At 68.2% G+C, this 14,579-nt stretch carries 13 protein-coding genes; 5 read left to right on the forward strand and 8 right to left on the reverse strand.

The annotated features are described in order from the left end of the window. Positions 1–58: 58 nt before the first annotated feature. The 3 genes from ACFOWZ_RS17340 to ACFOWZ_RS17350 form a co-directional block, all read right to left on the reverse strand. Entirely contained in the window at positions 59–238 is a 180-nt protein-coding gene (locus tag ACFOWZ_RS17340; RefSeq protein WP_382373626.1) for a hypothetical protein, read from the reverse strand. Between the two features lie 337 nt (positions 239–575). After that, complete coding sequence (locus ACFOWZ_RS17345; protein ID WP_382373628.1) at positions 576–1,700, reverse strand: CaiB/BaiF CoA transferase family protein; 1,125 nt, start codon at positions 1,698–1,700, stop codon at positions 576–578. Further along, the gene (locus ACFOWZ_RS17350) at positions 1,697–2,833 is read right to left on the reverse strand and encodes an acyl-CoA dehydrogenase family protein (RefSeq protein ID WP_382373630.1); all 1,137 of its coding nucleotides are present in this window, start codon (positions 2,831–2,833) and stop codon (positions 1,697–1,699) included. Before ACFOWZ_RS17350 ends, ACFOWZ_RS17345 begins: the two co-directional genes overlap by 4 nt. 107 nt (positions 2,834–2,940) lie before the next feature. Here ACFOWZ_RS17350 and ACFOWZ_RS17355 point away from each other — a divergent pair, with 107 nt between their 5' ends. From ACFOWZ_RS17355 to ACFOWZ_RS17365, 3 genes are read left to right on the forward strand one after another with little or no spacing between them, the layout of a single operon-like run. Beyond that, complete coding sequence (locus ACFOWZ_RS17355; protein WP_382373632.1) at positions 2,941–3,375, forward strand: GNAT family N-acetyltransferase; 435 nt, start codon at positions 2,941–2,943, stop codon at positions 3,373–3,375. Between the two features lie 55 nt (positions 3,376–3,430). Then, positions 3,431–4,633, forward strand: coding sequence for an acetyl-CoA C-acetyltransferase (locus tag ACFOWZ_RS17360; RefSeq protein WP_382373634.1), 1,203 nt, complete (start codon positions 3,431–3,433; stop codon positions 4,631–4,633). Positions 4,634–4,636: 3 nt separating this feature from the next. Then, a complete protein-coding gene (locus ACFOWZ_RS17365; RefSeq protein ID WP_382373636.1) occupies positions 4,637–6,664 on the forward strand; it encodes a 3-hydroxyacyl-CoA dehydrogenase NAD-binding domain-containing protein in 2,028 nt (675 codons plus the stop codon). Here the strand turns inward: ACFOWZ_RS17365 and ACFOWZ_RS17370 are convergent. Both ACFOWZ_RS17370 and ACFOWZ_RS17375 read right to left on the reverse strand, forming a co-directional pair. After that, positions 6,661–7,611: an AraC family transcriptional regulator gene (locus ACFOWZ_RS17370; RefSeq protein WP_382373638.1), complete on the reverse strand. Its 951-nt coding sequence runs from the start codon at positions 7,609–7,611 to the stop codon at positions 6,661–6,663. The genes ACFOWZ_RS17365 and ACFOWZ_RS17370 overlap by 4 nt on opposite strands. Before the next feature lie 217 nt (positions 7,612–7,828). Further along, positions 7,829–8,389 carry a DM13 domain-containing protein gene (locus ACFOWZ_RS17375; protein WP_382373640.1) on the reverse strand — a complete coding sequence of 187 codons (561 nt, stop codon included), beginning with the start codon at positions 8,387–8,389 and terminating at the stop codon, positions 7,829–7,831. A 60-nt stretch (positions 8,390–8,449) separates the two neighbouring features. On the opposite strand from ACFOWZ_RS17375, the gene ACFOWZ_RS17380 reads away from it, so the two are divergent. Further along, the gene (locus ACFOWZ_RS17380; RefSeq protein WP_030466702.1) at positions 8,450–8,800 is read left to right on the forward strand and encodes a hypothetical protein; all 351 of its coding nucleotides are present in this window, start codon (positions 8,450–8,452) and stop codon (positions 8,798–8,800) included. Between the two features lie 910 nt (positions 8,801–9,710). On the opposite strand, the gene ACFOWZ_RS17385 is transcribed toward ACFOWZ_RS17380, so the two are convergent. Together ACFOWZ_RS17385 and ACFOWZ_RS17390 are read right to left on the reverse strand one after the other, a co-directional pair. Next, complete coding sequence (locus ACFOWZ_RS17385) at positions 9,711–10,730, reverse strand: LacI family DNA-binding transcriptional regulator (RefSeq protein WP_382373642.1); 1,020 nt, start codon at positions 10,728–10,730, stop codon at positions 9,711–9,713. A gap of 84 nt (positions 10,731–10,814) precedes the next feature. Further along, positions 10,815–11,837: a GNAT family N-acetyltransferase gene (locus ACFOWZ_RS17390; protein WP_382373644.1), complete on the reverse strand. Its 1,023-nt coding sequence runs from the start codon at positions 11,835–11,837 to the stop codon at positions 10,815–10,817. Positions 11,838–11,906: 69 nt separating this feature from the next. Here ACFOWZ_RS17390 and ACFOWZ_RS17395 point away from each other — a divergent pair, with 69 nt between their 5' ends. Continuing rightward, the gene (locus tag ACFOWZ_RS17395; protein ID WP_382373646.1) at positions 11,907–13,094 is read left to right on the forward strand and encodes an esterase-like activity of phytase family protein; all 1,188 of its coding nucleotides are present in this window, start codon (positions 11,907–11,909) and stop codon (positions 13,092–13,094) included. A 76-nt stretch (positions 13,095–13,170) separates the two neighbouring features. Here the strand turns inward: ACFOWZ_RS17395 and ACFOWZ_RS17400 are convergent, their stop codons facing one another. After that, positions 13,171–14,577, reverse strand: a complete 1,407-nt coding sequence (locus ACFOWZ_RS17400; protein WP_382373648.1) for a GH1 family beta-glucosidase — start codon at positions 14,575–14,577, stop codon at positions 13,171–13,173. Positions 14,578–14,579 lie beyond the last annotated feature (2 nt).

The raw sequence follows: 14,579 nt of genomic DNA on the forward strand, positions 1-14,579 counted from the left end.
ATTGGCCTCATTCCACCCATCCGGCTCAGTCCGAACGGCCGAGGATCACCGAGAGTCACTAGGCGACGGGGGTTGCCGTCCCGAAGAGGCTCCTGACGAAGGTGATGATCGACTCCGCGCCCTGTCGCAGCCACCCGAGGACCTGCTGAACCGCGGCAGCGGACTGCTCGGGCTGGGTGATCAGGAGGAACAGCACCAGCGCGACGCCCGCCAGCACTAGCACCTTCTTGAGGTTCACAGGTACCTCTCCGTCCATGTCGTTCACAGGGTGAGCGGCGGACCGCCCGTGTCACCCGTCATGGTCCCTCATTCACCCATGCGATGAACAACGACCACGCCCAACTGTTCCCGGGATCCACCAGCGGCACACGCCTACATGACGGGGAATGTCACCCGAATGGCGGCTAAAGAGCTCTCTGTCCAGCGCCGATGTCCTGGGCACGAGGTGAACACGGACACCCTCGCATCCCACAGCTTGGACCAGACACTGTTGTACCGGGTCTCACCCGTATGCCGAACCGCCGGCATCACGCTCTGTCACGTCGTCGTGTCGCAATTAATGCGCACCCGAGCATTCAGCCAATTACTCCTGACCGCCGCAGTTCCATAATTTGGGCATCCGCCACACCCATGTCGGCAAGCACTTCCCCGGTGTGCACCCCGGTCGAAACCGGAGGCGTCGGAACCGACGTCGGCGTCCGGTCGAAGCGCGGAGCCGGCGCGGGGTGCAGCGCCCCCTCGACGTCCACGAACGTGGCACGCGTTGCGTTGTACGGGTGACGCGCCGCCTCCTCGGGCGTGAGCACCGGAGCCAGGCACGCGTCCGTCTCCCGCGCCAGGTCGGCCCACTCGTCACGAGAGCGCGTCTTCACCGCCGCCGCGATGCGTTCCCGCAGCTCAGGCCAGTTCGCCGGGTCGTTGCGCGACGGCGCGTCCTCCAAGCCCAGCACGCGCACCAGGTCGGCGTAGAACTTCTCCTCCAGCGCGCCCACGGCCACGAACTGCCCATCCGCGGCCTCGTAGACGTCGTAGAACGGCACGCCGCCGTCGAGCATGTTCTCGCCGCGCGCACCGGACCACATGCCCGCGTTCTTCATCCCGTGCAGGAACGTCGTCAGCAACGCCGCCCCGTCGACCATGGCCGCGTCCACGACCTGCCCACGCCCGGAGCGCTCCCTTTCATACAGTGCGGCCAGCACGCCGAGGGCCAGCAGCAGCCCTCCCCCGCCGAAGTCGCCGAGCAGGTTGATCGGGAACGAGGGCGGCCCACCGGCCCGTCCCAAAGGCTCCAGCGCACCCGCGACGGCGATGTAGTTGATGTCGTGCCCGGCCCGGTCGGCGAGCGGACCGTCCTGGCCCCAGCCGGTCATGCGTCCATATACAAGGCGCGGGTTGCGGGCGAGGCACTGCGCGGGCCCGATGCCCAGCCGTTCGGTCACTCCTGGCCGGAAGCCCTCCACCAGCACGTCCGAGCGTTCGACCAGGCCCAGCACCAGTTCGGCGCCCTCCGGCCTGCGGGTGTCGATCGCGATCGAGCGCCGGTTGCGGCCCAGGAAGTCGCCGGGGACCGTCGTCCGGCTCCCCGGCTTGTGCACCTGGATCACGTCCGCGCCGAGGTCCGCGAGCACCATGCAGCCGAACGGCGCGGGCGCGAGGCCCGCGAGCTCGATGACGCGAAGTCCTGCCAGCGGCCCGCTCACAGGGACCTCGCGATGATTTCCTTCATGATCTCGTTCGTGCCGCCGAAGATCCGCTGCACGCGGGCGTCGGACCAGGCACGTGCGATCGGGTACTCGTTCATGTAGCCGTAGCCGCCGAAGAGCTGCACGCATTCGTCGACGACCTTGCCCAGCCGGTCACTGGCCCACCACTTCGCCATCGCCGCGGTCGGCACGTCGAGCTCACCCCGCAGGTGCTTCTCGATGCACTCGTCGATGAACGACCTGGTCACAGCCGCCTCGGTCGCGCACTCGGCGAGCTTGAAGCGGGTGTTCTGGAACTTCATCAGCTCCTTGCCGAACGCTGTCCGCTCCTTCACGTACTTCAGCGTCACCTCGACGGCGGCCTCGATGCCCGCGATGCAGCAAACGCCGATGATCAGCCGTTCCTGCGGCAACTGCTGCATGAGCTGGATGAACCCCAGACCTTCGGAGTCACCCAGAAGATTGGAGACCGGGACCCGCACGTCGTCGAAGAACAGCTCGGCGGTGTCCTGCCCCTTCATGCCGACCTTGTCGAGCACGCGGCCGCGCCGGATGTCGTTCTCCACGACGATCAGCGAGATGCCCTGAGCACCCTGCGACGGGTCGGTCTTCGCGACGACGATCACCAGGTCGGCGTGCGCACCGTTCGTGATGAACGTCTTCGAGCCGTTGATGACGTACTCGTCGCCATCCCTGATGGCCCTGGTGCGGATGCCCTGGAGGTCGGAGCCGGCGCCGGGTTCGGTCATCGCGATCGCGCCGACGTACTCGCCGGACGCGAGCTTGGGCAGCCAGCGCCGCTTCTGCTCCTCGGAACCGTAGGAGTTGAGGTAGTGGGCGACGATGCCGCTGTGCACGCTGTTGCCCCACGAGCTGTCACCGGCGCGTGCCTGTTCCTCGAGCAGCACGGCCTCGTGTGCGAACGTGCCGCCGCCGCCCCCGTACTCCTCGGGGATGCTCAGGCACAGCAGCCCCAGCTCACCGGCCTTGCGCCACAGGTCGCGGTCGACCTGCTTCTGCTCGGCGAAGCGTTCCTGGTGCGGCGCGACCTCCTTCTCCATGAACGTGCGGGCGAGCTGGCGCAACTGGTCCAGGTCGCTGTCCATCCACCGCGATCGACGCTCTGCCATGCGTTCCACGAAACCACCGGGCGGTGGTCCACGCCATGACCGCCGCGCCAGGCCGTCACCCGAAAAACTGAGCGAAATTCCCACCCCGGTCGTCCAGACTGCTCGGTATGCAGATCCACCAGGTCACGCCGGACGACTGGGAGCTCTGGCGCGACATCCGGCTGGAGGCGCTGGGCTCGGATCCGAGTGGGTTCGGCTCGACGCTCGCCCGCGAGGAGGCGTTCACCGAAGCCGACTGGCGCCGCAAGCTGGAGGACGGCCCGCGGTTCGTCGCACTCGACCCGGACCCCGCAGGCCTCGTCGGTGCTTTCGGCAAGCCGAGCGGCCTGCACCTGTACTCGATGTGGGTGCGGTCCTCCCACCGCGGCCGCGGCGTCGGAGAAGCGCTGGTCAGAGCGGTCCTGGAGTGGGCGGCCGACCAGGGCTGGAAGCTCGTGCGGCTACAGGTGTACGACGACAACCTGCCTGCACGACGCCTCTACAAGCGGCTGGGGTTCGTGGACGCCGACGAGCCGGAGCACATGGAGTTCGTCGTGAGCTAATCGGTCACCCTTCACGGTCATGGCCAGGTGGAGAGGCCGGGCCTAGCGTGGGTGCATGAGCGAAGCCTTGATCTTCGACGCGGTGCGCACGCCGCGCGGCAAGGGCAAGCGCGGGTCGTTGCACAGCGTCCGGCCCGTCGAGCTGGCCGCCGGTGTGCTGCGCGCGCTGTCCGAACGCAACTCCCTCGACACCTCCGCGGTGGACGACGTCGTGTTCGGCGTGGTGTCACCGCTCGGCGAGCAGGGCGGCGACATCGCCCGCACCGCGGTGCTGGCCGCCGGCTGGGACCAGCGCCCGGCCGGTGTGCAGCTCAACCGCTTCTGCGCGTCCGGGCTGGAGTCGGTGAACCTCGCCGCGGCCAAGGTCGCGTCCGGGTTCGAGGATCTCGTGGTGGCGGGGGGCGTCGAGTCGATGTCGCGCGTGCCGATGGGCTCCGACGGTGGCGCGTGGGCGATCGACCCCGCGACCAACTTCGACCTGTCGTTCGTGCCGCAGGGCGTGTCGGCCGACCTGATCGCGACGCTGGAGGGCTTCTCCCGCACGGACGTCGACGCGTGGGCCGCCCGCTCGCACGCGCGTGCCTTCGAGGCGCAGAAGAACGGCTGGTTCGAGCGTTCCGTGGTGCCGGTCGTCGACCAGAACGGCACCGTGGTGCTCAAGGAGGACGAGACGATCCGTCCCGAGTCCACCGTCGAGTCGCTGGGCAAGCTCAAGCCCAGCTTCCAGTTCCACGGCGACCTCGGCTACGACACCGTCGCGATCGACCGCTACCCCACCGTCGAACGCATCACCCACGTGCACACGCCGGGCAACTCGTCGCAGATCGTCGACGGTGCCGCCGCCATGCTGATCGGGTCCGCGGCCGCCGGCCAGGCCCTGGGACTCACGCCGCGCGCCCGGATCGTCTCCGTCGCCGTGGTGGGCACCGAGCCGACGATCATGCTGACCGGCCCGGCGCCGTCCGCGCGCAAGGCGCTGGACAAGGCGGGGCTCTCGGTCGAGGACATCGACCTGTTCGAAGTCAACGAGGCGTTCTCGTCGGTCGTGCTGAAGTTCCTGCGGGACATGGACATCCCCGAGGGCAAGGTCAACGTCAACGGCGGCGCGATCGCGCTGGGCCACCCGCTGGGCGCCACCGGCTGCATGATCCTGAGCACGCTGCTGGACGAACTGGAGCGCCGGGACCTGCGCCGCGGCCTCGCCACGCTGTGCGTGGGCGGCGGCATGGGCATCGCGACGATCATCGAGAGGGTCTGAGGCATGCCGTTCCACTACGAGAAGGACTCCGACGGCATCGTCACCCTGACGATGGACATGTCCGGCTCCGCCAACGTCATGAACGAGGAGTACCGCGACCTGATGGGCGACGCGGTCTCGAAGCTCGAGGCCGACGAGATCACCGGTGTGATCATCACGTCCGCCAAGAAGACCTTCTTCGCGGGCGGCGATCTGAACGTGCTGATCGCGATCACGCCGGAGAACGCCTCCCAGGCGCTGGAAGGCGTCGAGGAGCTCAAGTCCCAGCTGCGGCGCCTGGAGAAGCTCGGCAAGCCGGTCGTCGCCGCGATCAACGGTTCCGCGCTCGGTGGCGGTTTCGAGATCGCGCTCGCCTCGCACCGACGGATCGTGTTGAACGACAACAGCATCCGCGTCGGCCTGCCCGAGGCCACGCTGGGTCTGTTGCCCGGCGGCGGTGGCGTGACGCGCATGGTGCGGCTGCTTGGTGTGCAGAAGGCGTTGCCGTTGCTCATGGAGGGCAAGCAGCTCCGGCCCGAGCGGGCGTTGCAGGCCGGGATCGTGCACCAGGTCGTGGACACGCGCGAGGAGCTGATCTCCGAGGCCCGCGCGTGGATCCTGGCGAACCCGGCGCCGGTGCAGCCGTGGGACGTGCAGGGCGCCGGCGTGCCGGACCTGAAGTTCGGTGACCCCAACGCCTACGGCATCCTCGCCGCCGCGCCCGCCGTGCTGAGCAAGAAGACGCACGGCGTGTACCCGGCGCCGGAGAAGATCATGGCGACGGCCGTCGAGGGTGCCTACGTCGACTTCGACACGGCGCTGAAGATCGAGGGCCGCTACTTCGTGGAACTGGCCTCCGGTCAGGTCTCCAAGAACATGATCACGGCGTTCTGGTTCAACCTCAACGAGGTCAACGGCCGCGCGTCGTCGACGGGCAAGCGCGTGGCGAAGCTGGGCGTGCTCGGCGCGGGCATGATGGGCGCTGGAATCGCCGAGGTGTCAGCGAAAGCGGGCATCGAGGTGGTTCTGAAGGACGTCACCCTCGAAGCCGCCCAGAAGGGCGCTGGGGGCCTGGAAGGCATCAAGCCGACCGACTCCGACGACGACCTCGCGGGTTGCGACCTGATCATCGAGGCCGTGTTCGAGAACCGCGAGCTCAAGAACAAGGTCCTGGCGGCCGCGGAGTCCCAGGCGCTGCCGGACGCGGTGATCGCGTCGAACACCTCGACGCTGCCGATCACCGGTCTCGCGACGGCGGTCCCGGACGCCGAGCGGTTCATCGGGCTGCACTTCTTCTCGCCCGTGCCGAAGATGCGGCTCGTGGAGATCATCCGCGGCGAGAAGACGTCCGAGGAGACCCTGCAGCGCGCGTTGGACTACGTGCGGCAGATCGGCAAGACGCCCATCGTGGTCAACGACTCGCGCGGCTTCTACACCTCGCGGACGTTCGGCACGTACGTGGTCGAGGCGATCACGATGCTGGCCGAAGGCGTGGCGCCGGCGCTGATCGAGAACGTCGCCCGCAAGGCCGGCATGGCGGTCGGCCCGCTGGCCGTGTCGGACGAGGTGACGCTGTCGTTGCAGCTGAAGATCCACGACCAGACGGTCGCCGACGACCCGTCGCTGGTGTCGGACAGCCCTGCCCACGACCTGATCCGCGAGATGGTGTCGTTGGGGCGCAGCGGGAAGTCCACGGGTGCCGGCTTCTACGAGTACCCCGAGGGCGGCAAGAAGTTCCTGTGGCCCGAGCTCACGACCCGGTACGCGAAGGCGGACGCGGGCGTCTCCGAGCAGGACGTGCGGGACCGGCTGCTGTTCGTGCAGGCGCTGGAAACGGTGCGGTGCCTGGACGAGGGCGTGCTGACGTCGGTGGCGGACGCGAACATCGGCTCGATCTTCGGGTTCGGCTTCGCGCCGTGGAGCGGTGGCACGCTGCAGTTCATCAACTCCTTCGGCGTGCAGGCGTTCGTCGAGCGCGCGGACTACCTCGCCGACACCTACGGCGAGCGGTTCCGCCCGCCCGCCTCGCTGCGGGAGCGCGACGAGTTCTAGGCGCGGTAGGAGCCGGGTGAGGACCCGGTCCACCGCTTGAAGGCACGGTGGAAGGCGCTCGCCTCGGAGAACCCGAGGCGCAGCGCCAACTCCTCCACCGACTCGCCACCGCGCACCAGTGACGCCACGGCCTGGTCGCGCAACAACTGCTCCCGCACCTCGCGGAACGACGTCCCCTCTGCGGCGAGCCTGCGGCGCAACGTCGGCGCCGACACTCCGAGCTGCGCCGCCACGGCCTCCAGCCCGCTCACCCCGCGCCCGAGCAACCGCCGCACGTGCCCCGCCGTGTCGGCGCCGTGGTCCCTGCGCGACAACAACTCCGCGGGCGAGTGCCGCAGGAACCGCCGCAGCGCCGCCTCGTCCTGCACGACCGGCATGCGCAGGAACTTCTGGTCGAACGAGATCGTGGTGGCGGGCGCGTCGAACGTCAGCGGGCACCCGAAGATCAGGTGGTACTCGGCGGCGTGCGCGGGTTCGGGGTAGGCGAACTCGGCGCCCTGCAACGGAATGCGGCGCCCGATGAGCCACGACGAGAACCGGTGCCACAGCACGAGAAGCGACTCGGTGAGGAAGTGGTCGGGGTCGCCGGGGACCTCGAGCGTGAAGCGTCCGCCGTCCAGCGCCAGGTGCAGCGGCTGGTCGAAGAGCGAGTAGAAGGCGAGACCGCGCCGCAACGCCGATTCGAGATCTGGACAGTGCACGGCGAGAAGGCACATCATCGCGAACGTGCCGCGTTTCGACGGCCGCGGCCCGAAACCCATGAACTCGTCGTCGAGAACTTCCCAGAGCGTCTGGATGAACTTCGTGTATTGAGCGGGCGTGACGCGCGCACGGTCGTCAGCGAGAAGACTCGCCGGAATTCCCGCCCCTGCCAGAACAACGGACGGCTCCGGACAGGCGCGCAGGGCAGCGCGCACGTAATGGATCGCCACGGTCCTGGTGTGCACGAACCACAGTAGAACGCCAACGGCGGTGGCGCGGCTCCGGGGAGAGTTGGAGTCGCGTCACCGCCGCAGTGGGCCCACCCAGTGAGCCGTGCTCCTCACCAACAGGGCTTCCGCACGCCCATCGGCAAGGGACGATGTTGTGTCCGTTCCGTTAACGCTATGTGGTCTAGACCAGGAAAGTCAATAGTGCGAAGGGAGCACCGTTGATCGACATGTTTCAGGCTTGTTCCAACGGTGCTACAGCGAACCCCGCGGAGAACCTCTTGCACCAGATCACGACACTCCGAATGGTGGACACGTCCACACCTGAAGGAATTTCGTACACCTGATCGCCACGATTTCCCTTCAACTTGCCCAGGCTCGTGAATCCCTGACCAAATGTCTTCTCGGGCGAGCTGGACGGGTGCGGCGACAGGTAGACGTACAGGTCGGGCCCGTCACTGGTGTCGAGCGAAGCGAACTGCACCGAATGCCCACCACCAGGCAACTTGATCAGGCTCGCCTTGCCGGTGGTCGCGTGCTCGAGCGACCGCCACTCCCCGGCCGCCACCTCCCGAGCCGTTTCCGCAACGGGCGCCGGCGCGCTGGACGGCACCGACGCAGCCGTGGACTGCGAGGTCGGCTGGCCCGTCGACTGGCCCGTCGACTGGGGAACGAGCAGCGCGTCGTGCGTTTCCCTCACCGTGAGGAGCCGCCACGGCTGGAACAGGTACAACCCGACACCGAGGGCGACGACGAGCACGACTGCGACGGGGATCAGGAATCGACGATGGCGCATACCGAAAACAATGACCCAAACCGGACCGAAAAGAGCTTACGGAGTTGTTAGGGTGCCGCCGTGGCGACACAGGCGAGGATCGGCCAGGCCGTGCTCGGAGTCCTGATGGTCGGCTGCGCCCTGACGGGCCTGTTCCCCAGACCGGTCCCACTCCTCTTCGCCATCGCGGCCGTCGGCACGGCCAACGCCGCGTTCCCGCTCATGCGCACCTTCGGCTCCGCCCTTCTGGGCGGCGTGGCAGCGTCCTCAATAGCGCTGTCCTCAGTCCCGTTCGTAACGTGTTCAACAGAACGCTTTACAGATGTGTTCACCTGCTCGGGTGACGCTCCGACGTGGCACCTGACCGGAACCGTGCTGGTGGCAGGCCTTTCCGGGGCCAGTTTGGTACTGGCCCGCATCACAGATCAGTGACGGCCATCACTCAACCGGGCTCATCAAAGAGCCGATAAGGCAAGCAGGTGAGCGTTCTCCTGCGCCCGGTCCACCCGCTAATCTGCCGCCAGGAGCGTGATCGCCTGAGACTCCACCCATGAGCATCGAGGAGGACTGCTGTGCGCGCACTGTGGGCCGCAGGCGGTTCCGCCGTGCTCGGATCCGCGTTGCTCGGAGTGCTGGTGGGCATGGCGGTCCACGGCGTGAACGACGAAGGCGACCCCGCCAGAACCCCGTCGTCCAGCTGGATCACCTCAGCCTCAAGCACTCCCCCGAGCTCCACAGAGAGCTCCACCCCGGACAGCAGCGCCCCGCCGAGCTCCAGCAGCCCGACGCCGAGCACAGCGCAGCCCCCGAAGAAGACCACCCCACCCCCAGCCGCGACGAATCCGGCCCCGCCACCCCCACCGGCGGAAACCACGACGACCACGACCACCCCACCGGGTTGGCCGTGCAGCCCGCTGAACCCGCTACCGCCCCCAACGTGCAAGAACCTGGGGTAGCCGCAGCTCGCAGGCAGGCTGACGCAGGCGTCCCCTTGGATTTCGAGTCCCCCGCGACCCAACTCAGCGGCGAGGTCTGACAGAAATCGCGAGGGCGAAGCGAGCCGCAGGCCGATGGCGAAGCCGCGGCGAGCCATCCGCCCGACCACGCGACCCGGCGCAACCAAACTACGCAACAGCAAGCCGCCCAACCCAACAGGCGCGCCATCAACCCACGGATGGCGCTGGAGGGCTCTTTTGGGAGTGTCGGGAGTCTGAGGGCAGAGCCCTCAGCCCAAGCACGCACCCGCAAGGTCAAATCGCAACAGGACCACGCACGAACACGAAACCGGCAGCCGCCAACGCGTCAGGGAGACGGCCAACGCAACCGGACGCGCCCCCAAAAATCACGCAGACTCCCGCCGAACCAACACAGTAGGCAACATCTGCTTCTTGGACTTGACCGTCTCATCCCGAAGCAACTTCATCAGATGCTCCACCATGTGCTTGACCTGCTCATCCGAGTCCTGCCGCACCGAAGTCAACGGCGGCGAAGTGTGCTCAGCAATCGCCACATGGTCATCAAACCCCACGACAGCAACATCCTCAGGCACCCGCCGCCCAGCTTCGTGCAACGTCTCCAACGCCCCAGCAGCCATCAAGTCCGAGGCCACAAAAACAGCATCCAACCCAGGCACCTTGGCCAACAAGGCGGACATGGCCTTACGTCCACCCTCCCGAGTGAACCCACCATTCTCAACCACCCGAGCCACCGCCTTGTCGTCCAGACCAAGCGCAGTCCTGAACCCGTTCAACCGATCAATGGCGGACAACTCGTCCAACGGCCCGGAAACGTGAACAATCTTCCGACGCCCCAGCGACTTCAGGTGCTCAGTGGCCAGGACAGCGCCGCCCTCGTTGTCGTTGTCCACGAGGTGCATCCCCCGCAACGACCCCCACGGCTTACCCGCGTACACCACCGGCAGCGGCAGCTTCTTCACGATCGAGACGAGCTCATCGTTCCGGTGCGGCGCGAACACCAAAGCCCCGTCAACGTGCCCGCCGGCCAGGAACCGGTGCGCTCGAGCCTGATCATCAGGCGAGTGCACCAGCATCAGCACCATCTGCACGTCCACGTCCGCAAGAGCGCGCGCCCCCGCACGGATCAGGCGCGCGAAGTGCGGGTCGTCGAAGATCTTGGGTTCCGGCTCGGAGAACACCACGGCGACGGCGCCGGTGCGGCGAGTCACGAGAGCACGCGCGGCGCGGTTCGGCTGGTAGCCGAGGGCGAGCACTGCGGCGTTCACGGCCTCCAGCGCTTCGGGGCTGACGCGCGGTGACGCGTTCAGCACTCGTGACGCCGTTGCGCGGCTGACCCCAGCCCTCGCGGCCACGTCCTCCAGCGTCGGACGCGCGTGGTTGGACACGTGCACCACCACTCCTCGATGAAAACCTTTTGAGCCGCTGGCAGCTTAGCTGCAAGCGATCTCCGAGGAGGGTTTCCGCGCTGTTCATCGCGTTTTTTCAGCCGCAACCGTTGCAATCGGTGTCTTCAGGGCACGCCCGCGCGGCGCGATCGAAACCCGGAGCAGGCCGTCCTCCCGGCGTGTCGTGACATCGAGGCCCGCACGAGTGGCCGCTCGCACCAGGGCGGTTTCCGACGGCAGGCACCACGCCACGAGCTCGGCGTAGCCGGCCGCGCGGGCGTCGGAGGCGAGTGCGGCCAGCACTGCGGTGCCGACTCCACGGCGCTGCCACGCGTCCTCCACCAGCAACGAGACCTCGGCGCAGTCCGGGGTGCCGGTGTGGATGAGCTGGCCGAGCGCGACCACCTGGTCGGCGCACTGGGCGAGGATCGTGGTGCCGCGCGGCGGGTTGAGCAGGCGGTGCAGCCAGCGGCGGGGGACGGTGCGCAGGCCCGAGTGGTAGCGGTTGAACATCGTCCTCATCGAACAACGCGTGTGCAGGGCGGCGACGGCGTCCTCGTCCGACGGTGCTCCGGGGCGCAGAACCAGTGCCACGCCGTCGTCGCTGAGCATTCCGCGCACGGCGGGTGCGGGGGCCTCCACGAGGTCGAGCAACGCCTGCGCACGTGCCAGTTCGACCTGGGTGAACCTGGTCCAGCCGCGCCGGACCACCATGTCTCCCACCTGGACCTGGCCCTCGGCGGCCTCGCCGTAGGTCACCGAGTCGGCGGCCAGCACCTGGCGGAGTGCCTCGGCGGTCATGTCCGGATCGGAAAGCGCTGTCTTGGCGGCGCGCAACACGGCCGTCGGTTCGTCCACGAGGTCACGCATGTCCGCGCTGGTGATGCCGACGCACTTGCCGCCCTCGCTGCGCACGGCCTCGACGAGGTCGGCGGGGAGCACGCCCTCGCCCGCGCGCACGACGATCTCGTCGAGCACGCCGCCGGGAACGGGGATCACGTGCAAAGCGAGGACGTTGCAGTCGGCCGCGGCGAGCCGGATGGTGACGCGGGCGAGCGCGCCGGGGCTGTCGCTGAGTTCGAAGCGCATGCGCCAGGTCGTGGTCATGCCTCCAGAGTTCCCGGGGCCTGTTGCCTGGATGCGAACTGCGGGTAAAAGGCGCACTAGGGTCGCCGCATGAGGAGAACACTGGCCGTGAGCCTCACCCTGCTCACCGTGACCACCCTGGCCACACCGACCACCGCGGCACCGCAACCGGCACCGCGGCAGGCCACCCTGACGAACTTCGCCTTCCTGCCGGCGGAGACCTACCTACCCGGCAGCGAACCGAGCGGCGCCGCACTGGGGACGAGCCCGATCAACGGGATCACGCCGCCGTTCGCCGACCAGCCGATCCAGGGCTTCAGCGGACTGGTCCGCAACAGCGACGGCACGTTCGACGCCATCTCGGACAACGGGTACGGCACCAAGGCCAACAGCGCGGACTGGCTCCTGCGCATCAACCGCATCGCGCCGGACTTCTCCACCGGCGCGGTCGACGTCGTCGGCGGCATCACGCTCACCGACCCGCGCGGCCACATCCCGTTCCCGCTGACCAGGCCGGACCGGGTGATCACCGGTGCGGACATCGACATCGAGTCGGTGACCAGGGTCGCCGACGGCAGCTACTGGATGGGCGACGAGTTCGGCCCCTACCTGCTGCACTTCGACCGCGCCGGGCGCCTGCTCGCGCCGCCCGTGCCGCTGCCGGGCGTGCGTGCTCCCGAGAACCCCGCCGGCAACCCGAACCTGGGCGGCAGCAAGGGGTTCGAGGGCATCACGCTGTCCCCCGACGGCAAGACGATCAACGCGCTGCTGGAGGGCACCGTCGCCGGTGACGAGCCGGGCACGCTGCGGCTCAACGAGTTCGACATCGCGAGCAACGCCTTCACCGGCAAGACCTGGAAGTACCAGCTGGAGAACGCGAACTTCGCGATCGGTGACGCCATCGCCGTCGACAACAACCGGCTGCTGATCATCGAACGCGACAGCGCCCAGGGCGTCGACGCCATCGTCAAGCGCGTCTACCTCGCGGACAAGCGCGACCGGAACAACGACGGCAAGCTCGACAAGACGATGGTCGCCGACCTGCTGAACCTCGCGAACCCCGAGCACGTCGGCGGGCAGGCCGATCCGTTCAAGTTCCCGTTCGTCACCATCGAGGACGTCACGATCCTCGACGACCGCACGATCGCGGTCCTCAACGACAACAACTTCCCGTCGTCGTCGGGCCGCACACCGGGCAAGCCGGACAACAACGAGTTCATCACCATCAGGCTCGCGGAGAACCTGCACGCCGACCCGCGGGTGCTGCGCCGCCGCTGATTGGCGCGAAAAGCACGTTCGGGCCATCTATCGGCCCGAACGTGCTTTTCGCCCCATAAAGAGAGCGCTCCCACCGTCAAATCGAATAGCCGTGCGCGGGAAGACCGTTCTGCCCGATGATGCGGGACAACGTGACTGCGCTTTCCTTCACCGTGCGCTGCTGCGTCTCGAAGTCGACGTGCACGATCCCGAACCGCTGCGAGTACCCGGCCGCCCACTCGAAGTTGTCGAGCAACGACCACGCGAGGTACCCGCGGACGTCCGCGCCCTCGGAGATCGCCCGGTGCACCGCGCGCACGTGGTCCACCAGGTAGCGGGTCCGCTCGACGTCAACGACGCGACCCATCGGGTCGACGACGTCCGGGAACGCCGAGCCGTTCTCCGTGACCACCAGCGGCACTCCGCCGGCATCGCGGGACAACCGCACCAGCAACTCCGTGAAGGCGTCGGCGTTCTGCTCCCACCCGAACCCGGTCAGCTCGCCCTGCGGCGGCTCGACGGTCGCGCCGCGCAGGCCCGCGTGCGGCCCGGCGGGCACGAAGTCCGGGTCGGCGGGCGCGACTCGCGTCGGGCTGTAGTAGTTCACGCCGATCCAGTCGACCGGGGTCGCGATGGTCTCCATGTCGCCGTCGCGCACCACGTTCGTCCAGTCGCCCAGCCACGACGTGTCCTGCAGGACGTCGAGCGGGTAGCCGCGGCCGCAGACCGGGTCGAGCAGGATGCGGTTCTGCAGCCCGTCGACCTTGCGCACGGCCTCGGCGTCGTCTCCGTAGACCGTGCTGAAGTTCAGCACGATCGACAGCCGGTGCGACTCCGGTGCCTGCGCGCGCAACGCCTGCGTCGCGAGGCCGTGGGCCAGCAGCAGGTGGTGCGCCGCCTCCAGGGACGCCACCGCGTCCGTGACGCCGGGCGCGTGGATCCCGTTGCCGTAGCCCAGGAACGCCGACACCCACGGCTCGTTCAGCGTGGTCCAGGCCTGCACCCGGTCACCGAGCCGCTCGTGCACGACGGCGGCGTAGTCGGCGAAGCGGTAGGCCGTGTCGCGGTTGCGCCAGCCGCCGAAGTCCTCCAGGACCTGCGGCAGGTCCCAGTGGTACAGCGTGACCAGCGGCTGGATGTCCTTCTCCAGCAACGAGTCCACCAGCCGGTCGTAGAACGCGAGACCGCGCTCCTCCACCGCGCCGCTGCCGCTGGGCTGGATCCGGGGCCACGCGACGGAGAACCGGTACGCGGCCAGCCCGAGGGACTTCATCAGGTCCACATCGGACTCGTACCGGTTGTAGTGGTCACAGGCCGGGTCACCCGTGTCACCGGCCAGCACCTTGCCGGGCGTCGCCGCGAACGTGTCCCAGATCGAGGCGCCACGACCGTCCACTGTGGTCGAACCCTCGATCTGGAACGCCGCGGTGGCTGCTCCCCACAGGAAGTCCGGTGGGAAGGTCAGCACCTCCCGCCCGACCTCGACCTCCGAGTCGGTCGTCATTC

It is taken from the genome of Lentzea rhizosphaerae, from assembly GCF_042649515.1.
GTDB lineage: Bacteria > Actinomycetota > Actinomycetes > Mycobacteriales > Pseudonocardiaceae > Lentzea > Lentzea aerocolonigenes.

Excerpts from the sequence above, each read along its gene's own strand:
- ACFOWZ_RS17350 (WP_382373630.1), bottom strand. The coding sequence starts at position 2,833 with ATGGCAGAGCGTCGATCGCGGTGGATGGACAGCGACCTGGACCAGTTG.
- ACFOWZ_RS17355 (WP_382373632.1), top strand. The coding sequence starts at position 2,941 with ATGCAGATCCACCAGGTCACGCCGGACGACTGGGAGCTCTGGCGCGAC.
- ACFOWZ_RS17360 (WP_382373634.1), top strand. The coding sequence starts at position 3,431 with ATGAGCGAAGCCTTGATCTTCGACGCGGTGCGCACGCCGCGCGGCAAG.
- ACFOWZ_RS17365 (WP_382373636.1), top strand. The coding sequence starts at position 4,637 with ATGCCGTTCCACTACGAGAAGGACTCCGACGGCATCGTCACCCTGACG.
- ACFOWZ_RS17375 (WP_382373640.1), bottom strand. The coding sequence starts at position 8,389 with ATGCGCCATCGTCGATTCCTGATCCCCGTCGCAGTCGTGCTCGTCGTC.
- ACFOWZ_RS17390 (WP_382373644.1), bottom strand. The coding sequence starts at position 11,837 with ATGACCACGACCTGGCGCATGCGCTTCGAACTCAGCGACAGCCCCGGC.
- ACFOWZ_RS17395 (WP_382373646.1), top strand. The coding sequence starts at position 11,907 with ATGAGGAGAACACTGGCCGTGAGCCTCACCCTGCTCACCGTGACCACC.
- ACFOWZ_RS17400 (WP_382373648.1), bottom strand. The coding sequence starts at position 14,577 with ATGACGACCGACTCGGAGGTCGAGGTCGGGCGGGAGGTGCTGACCTTC.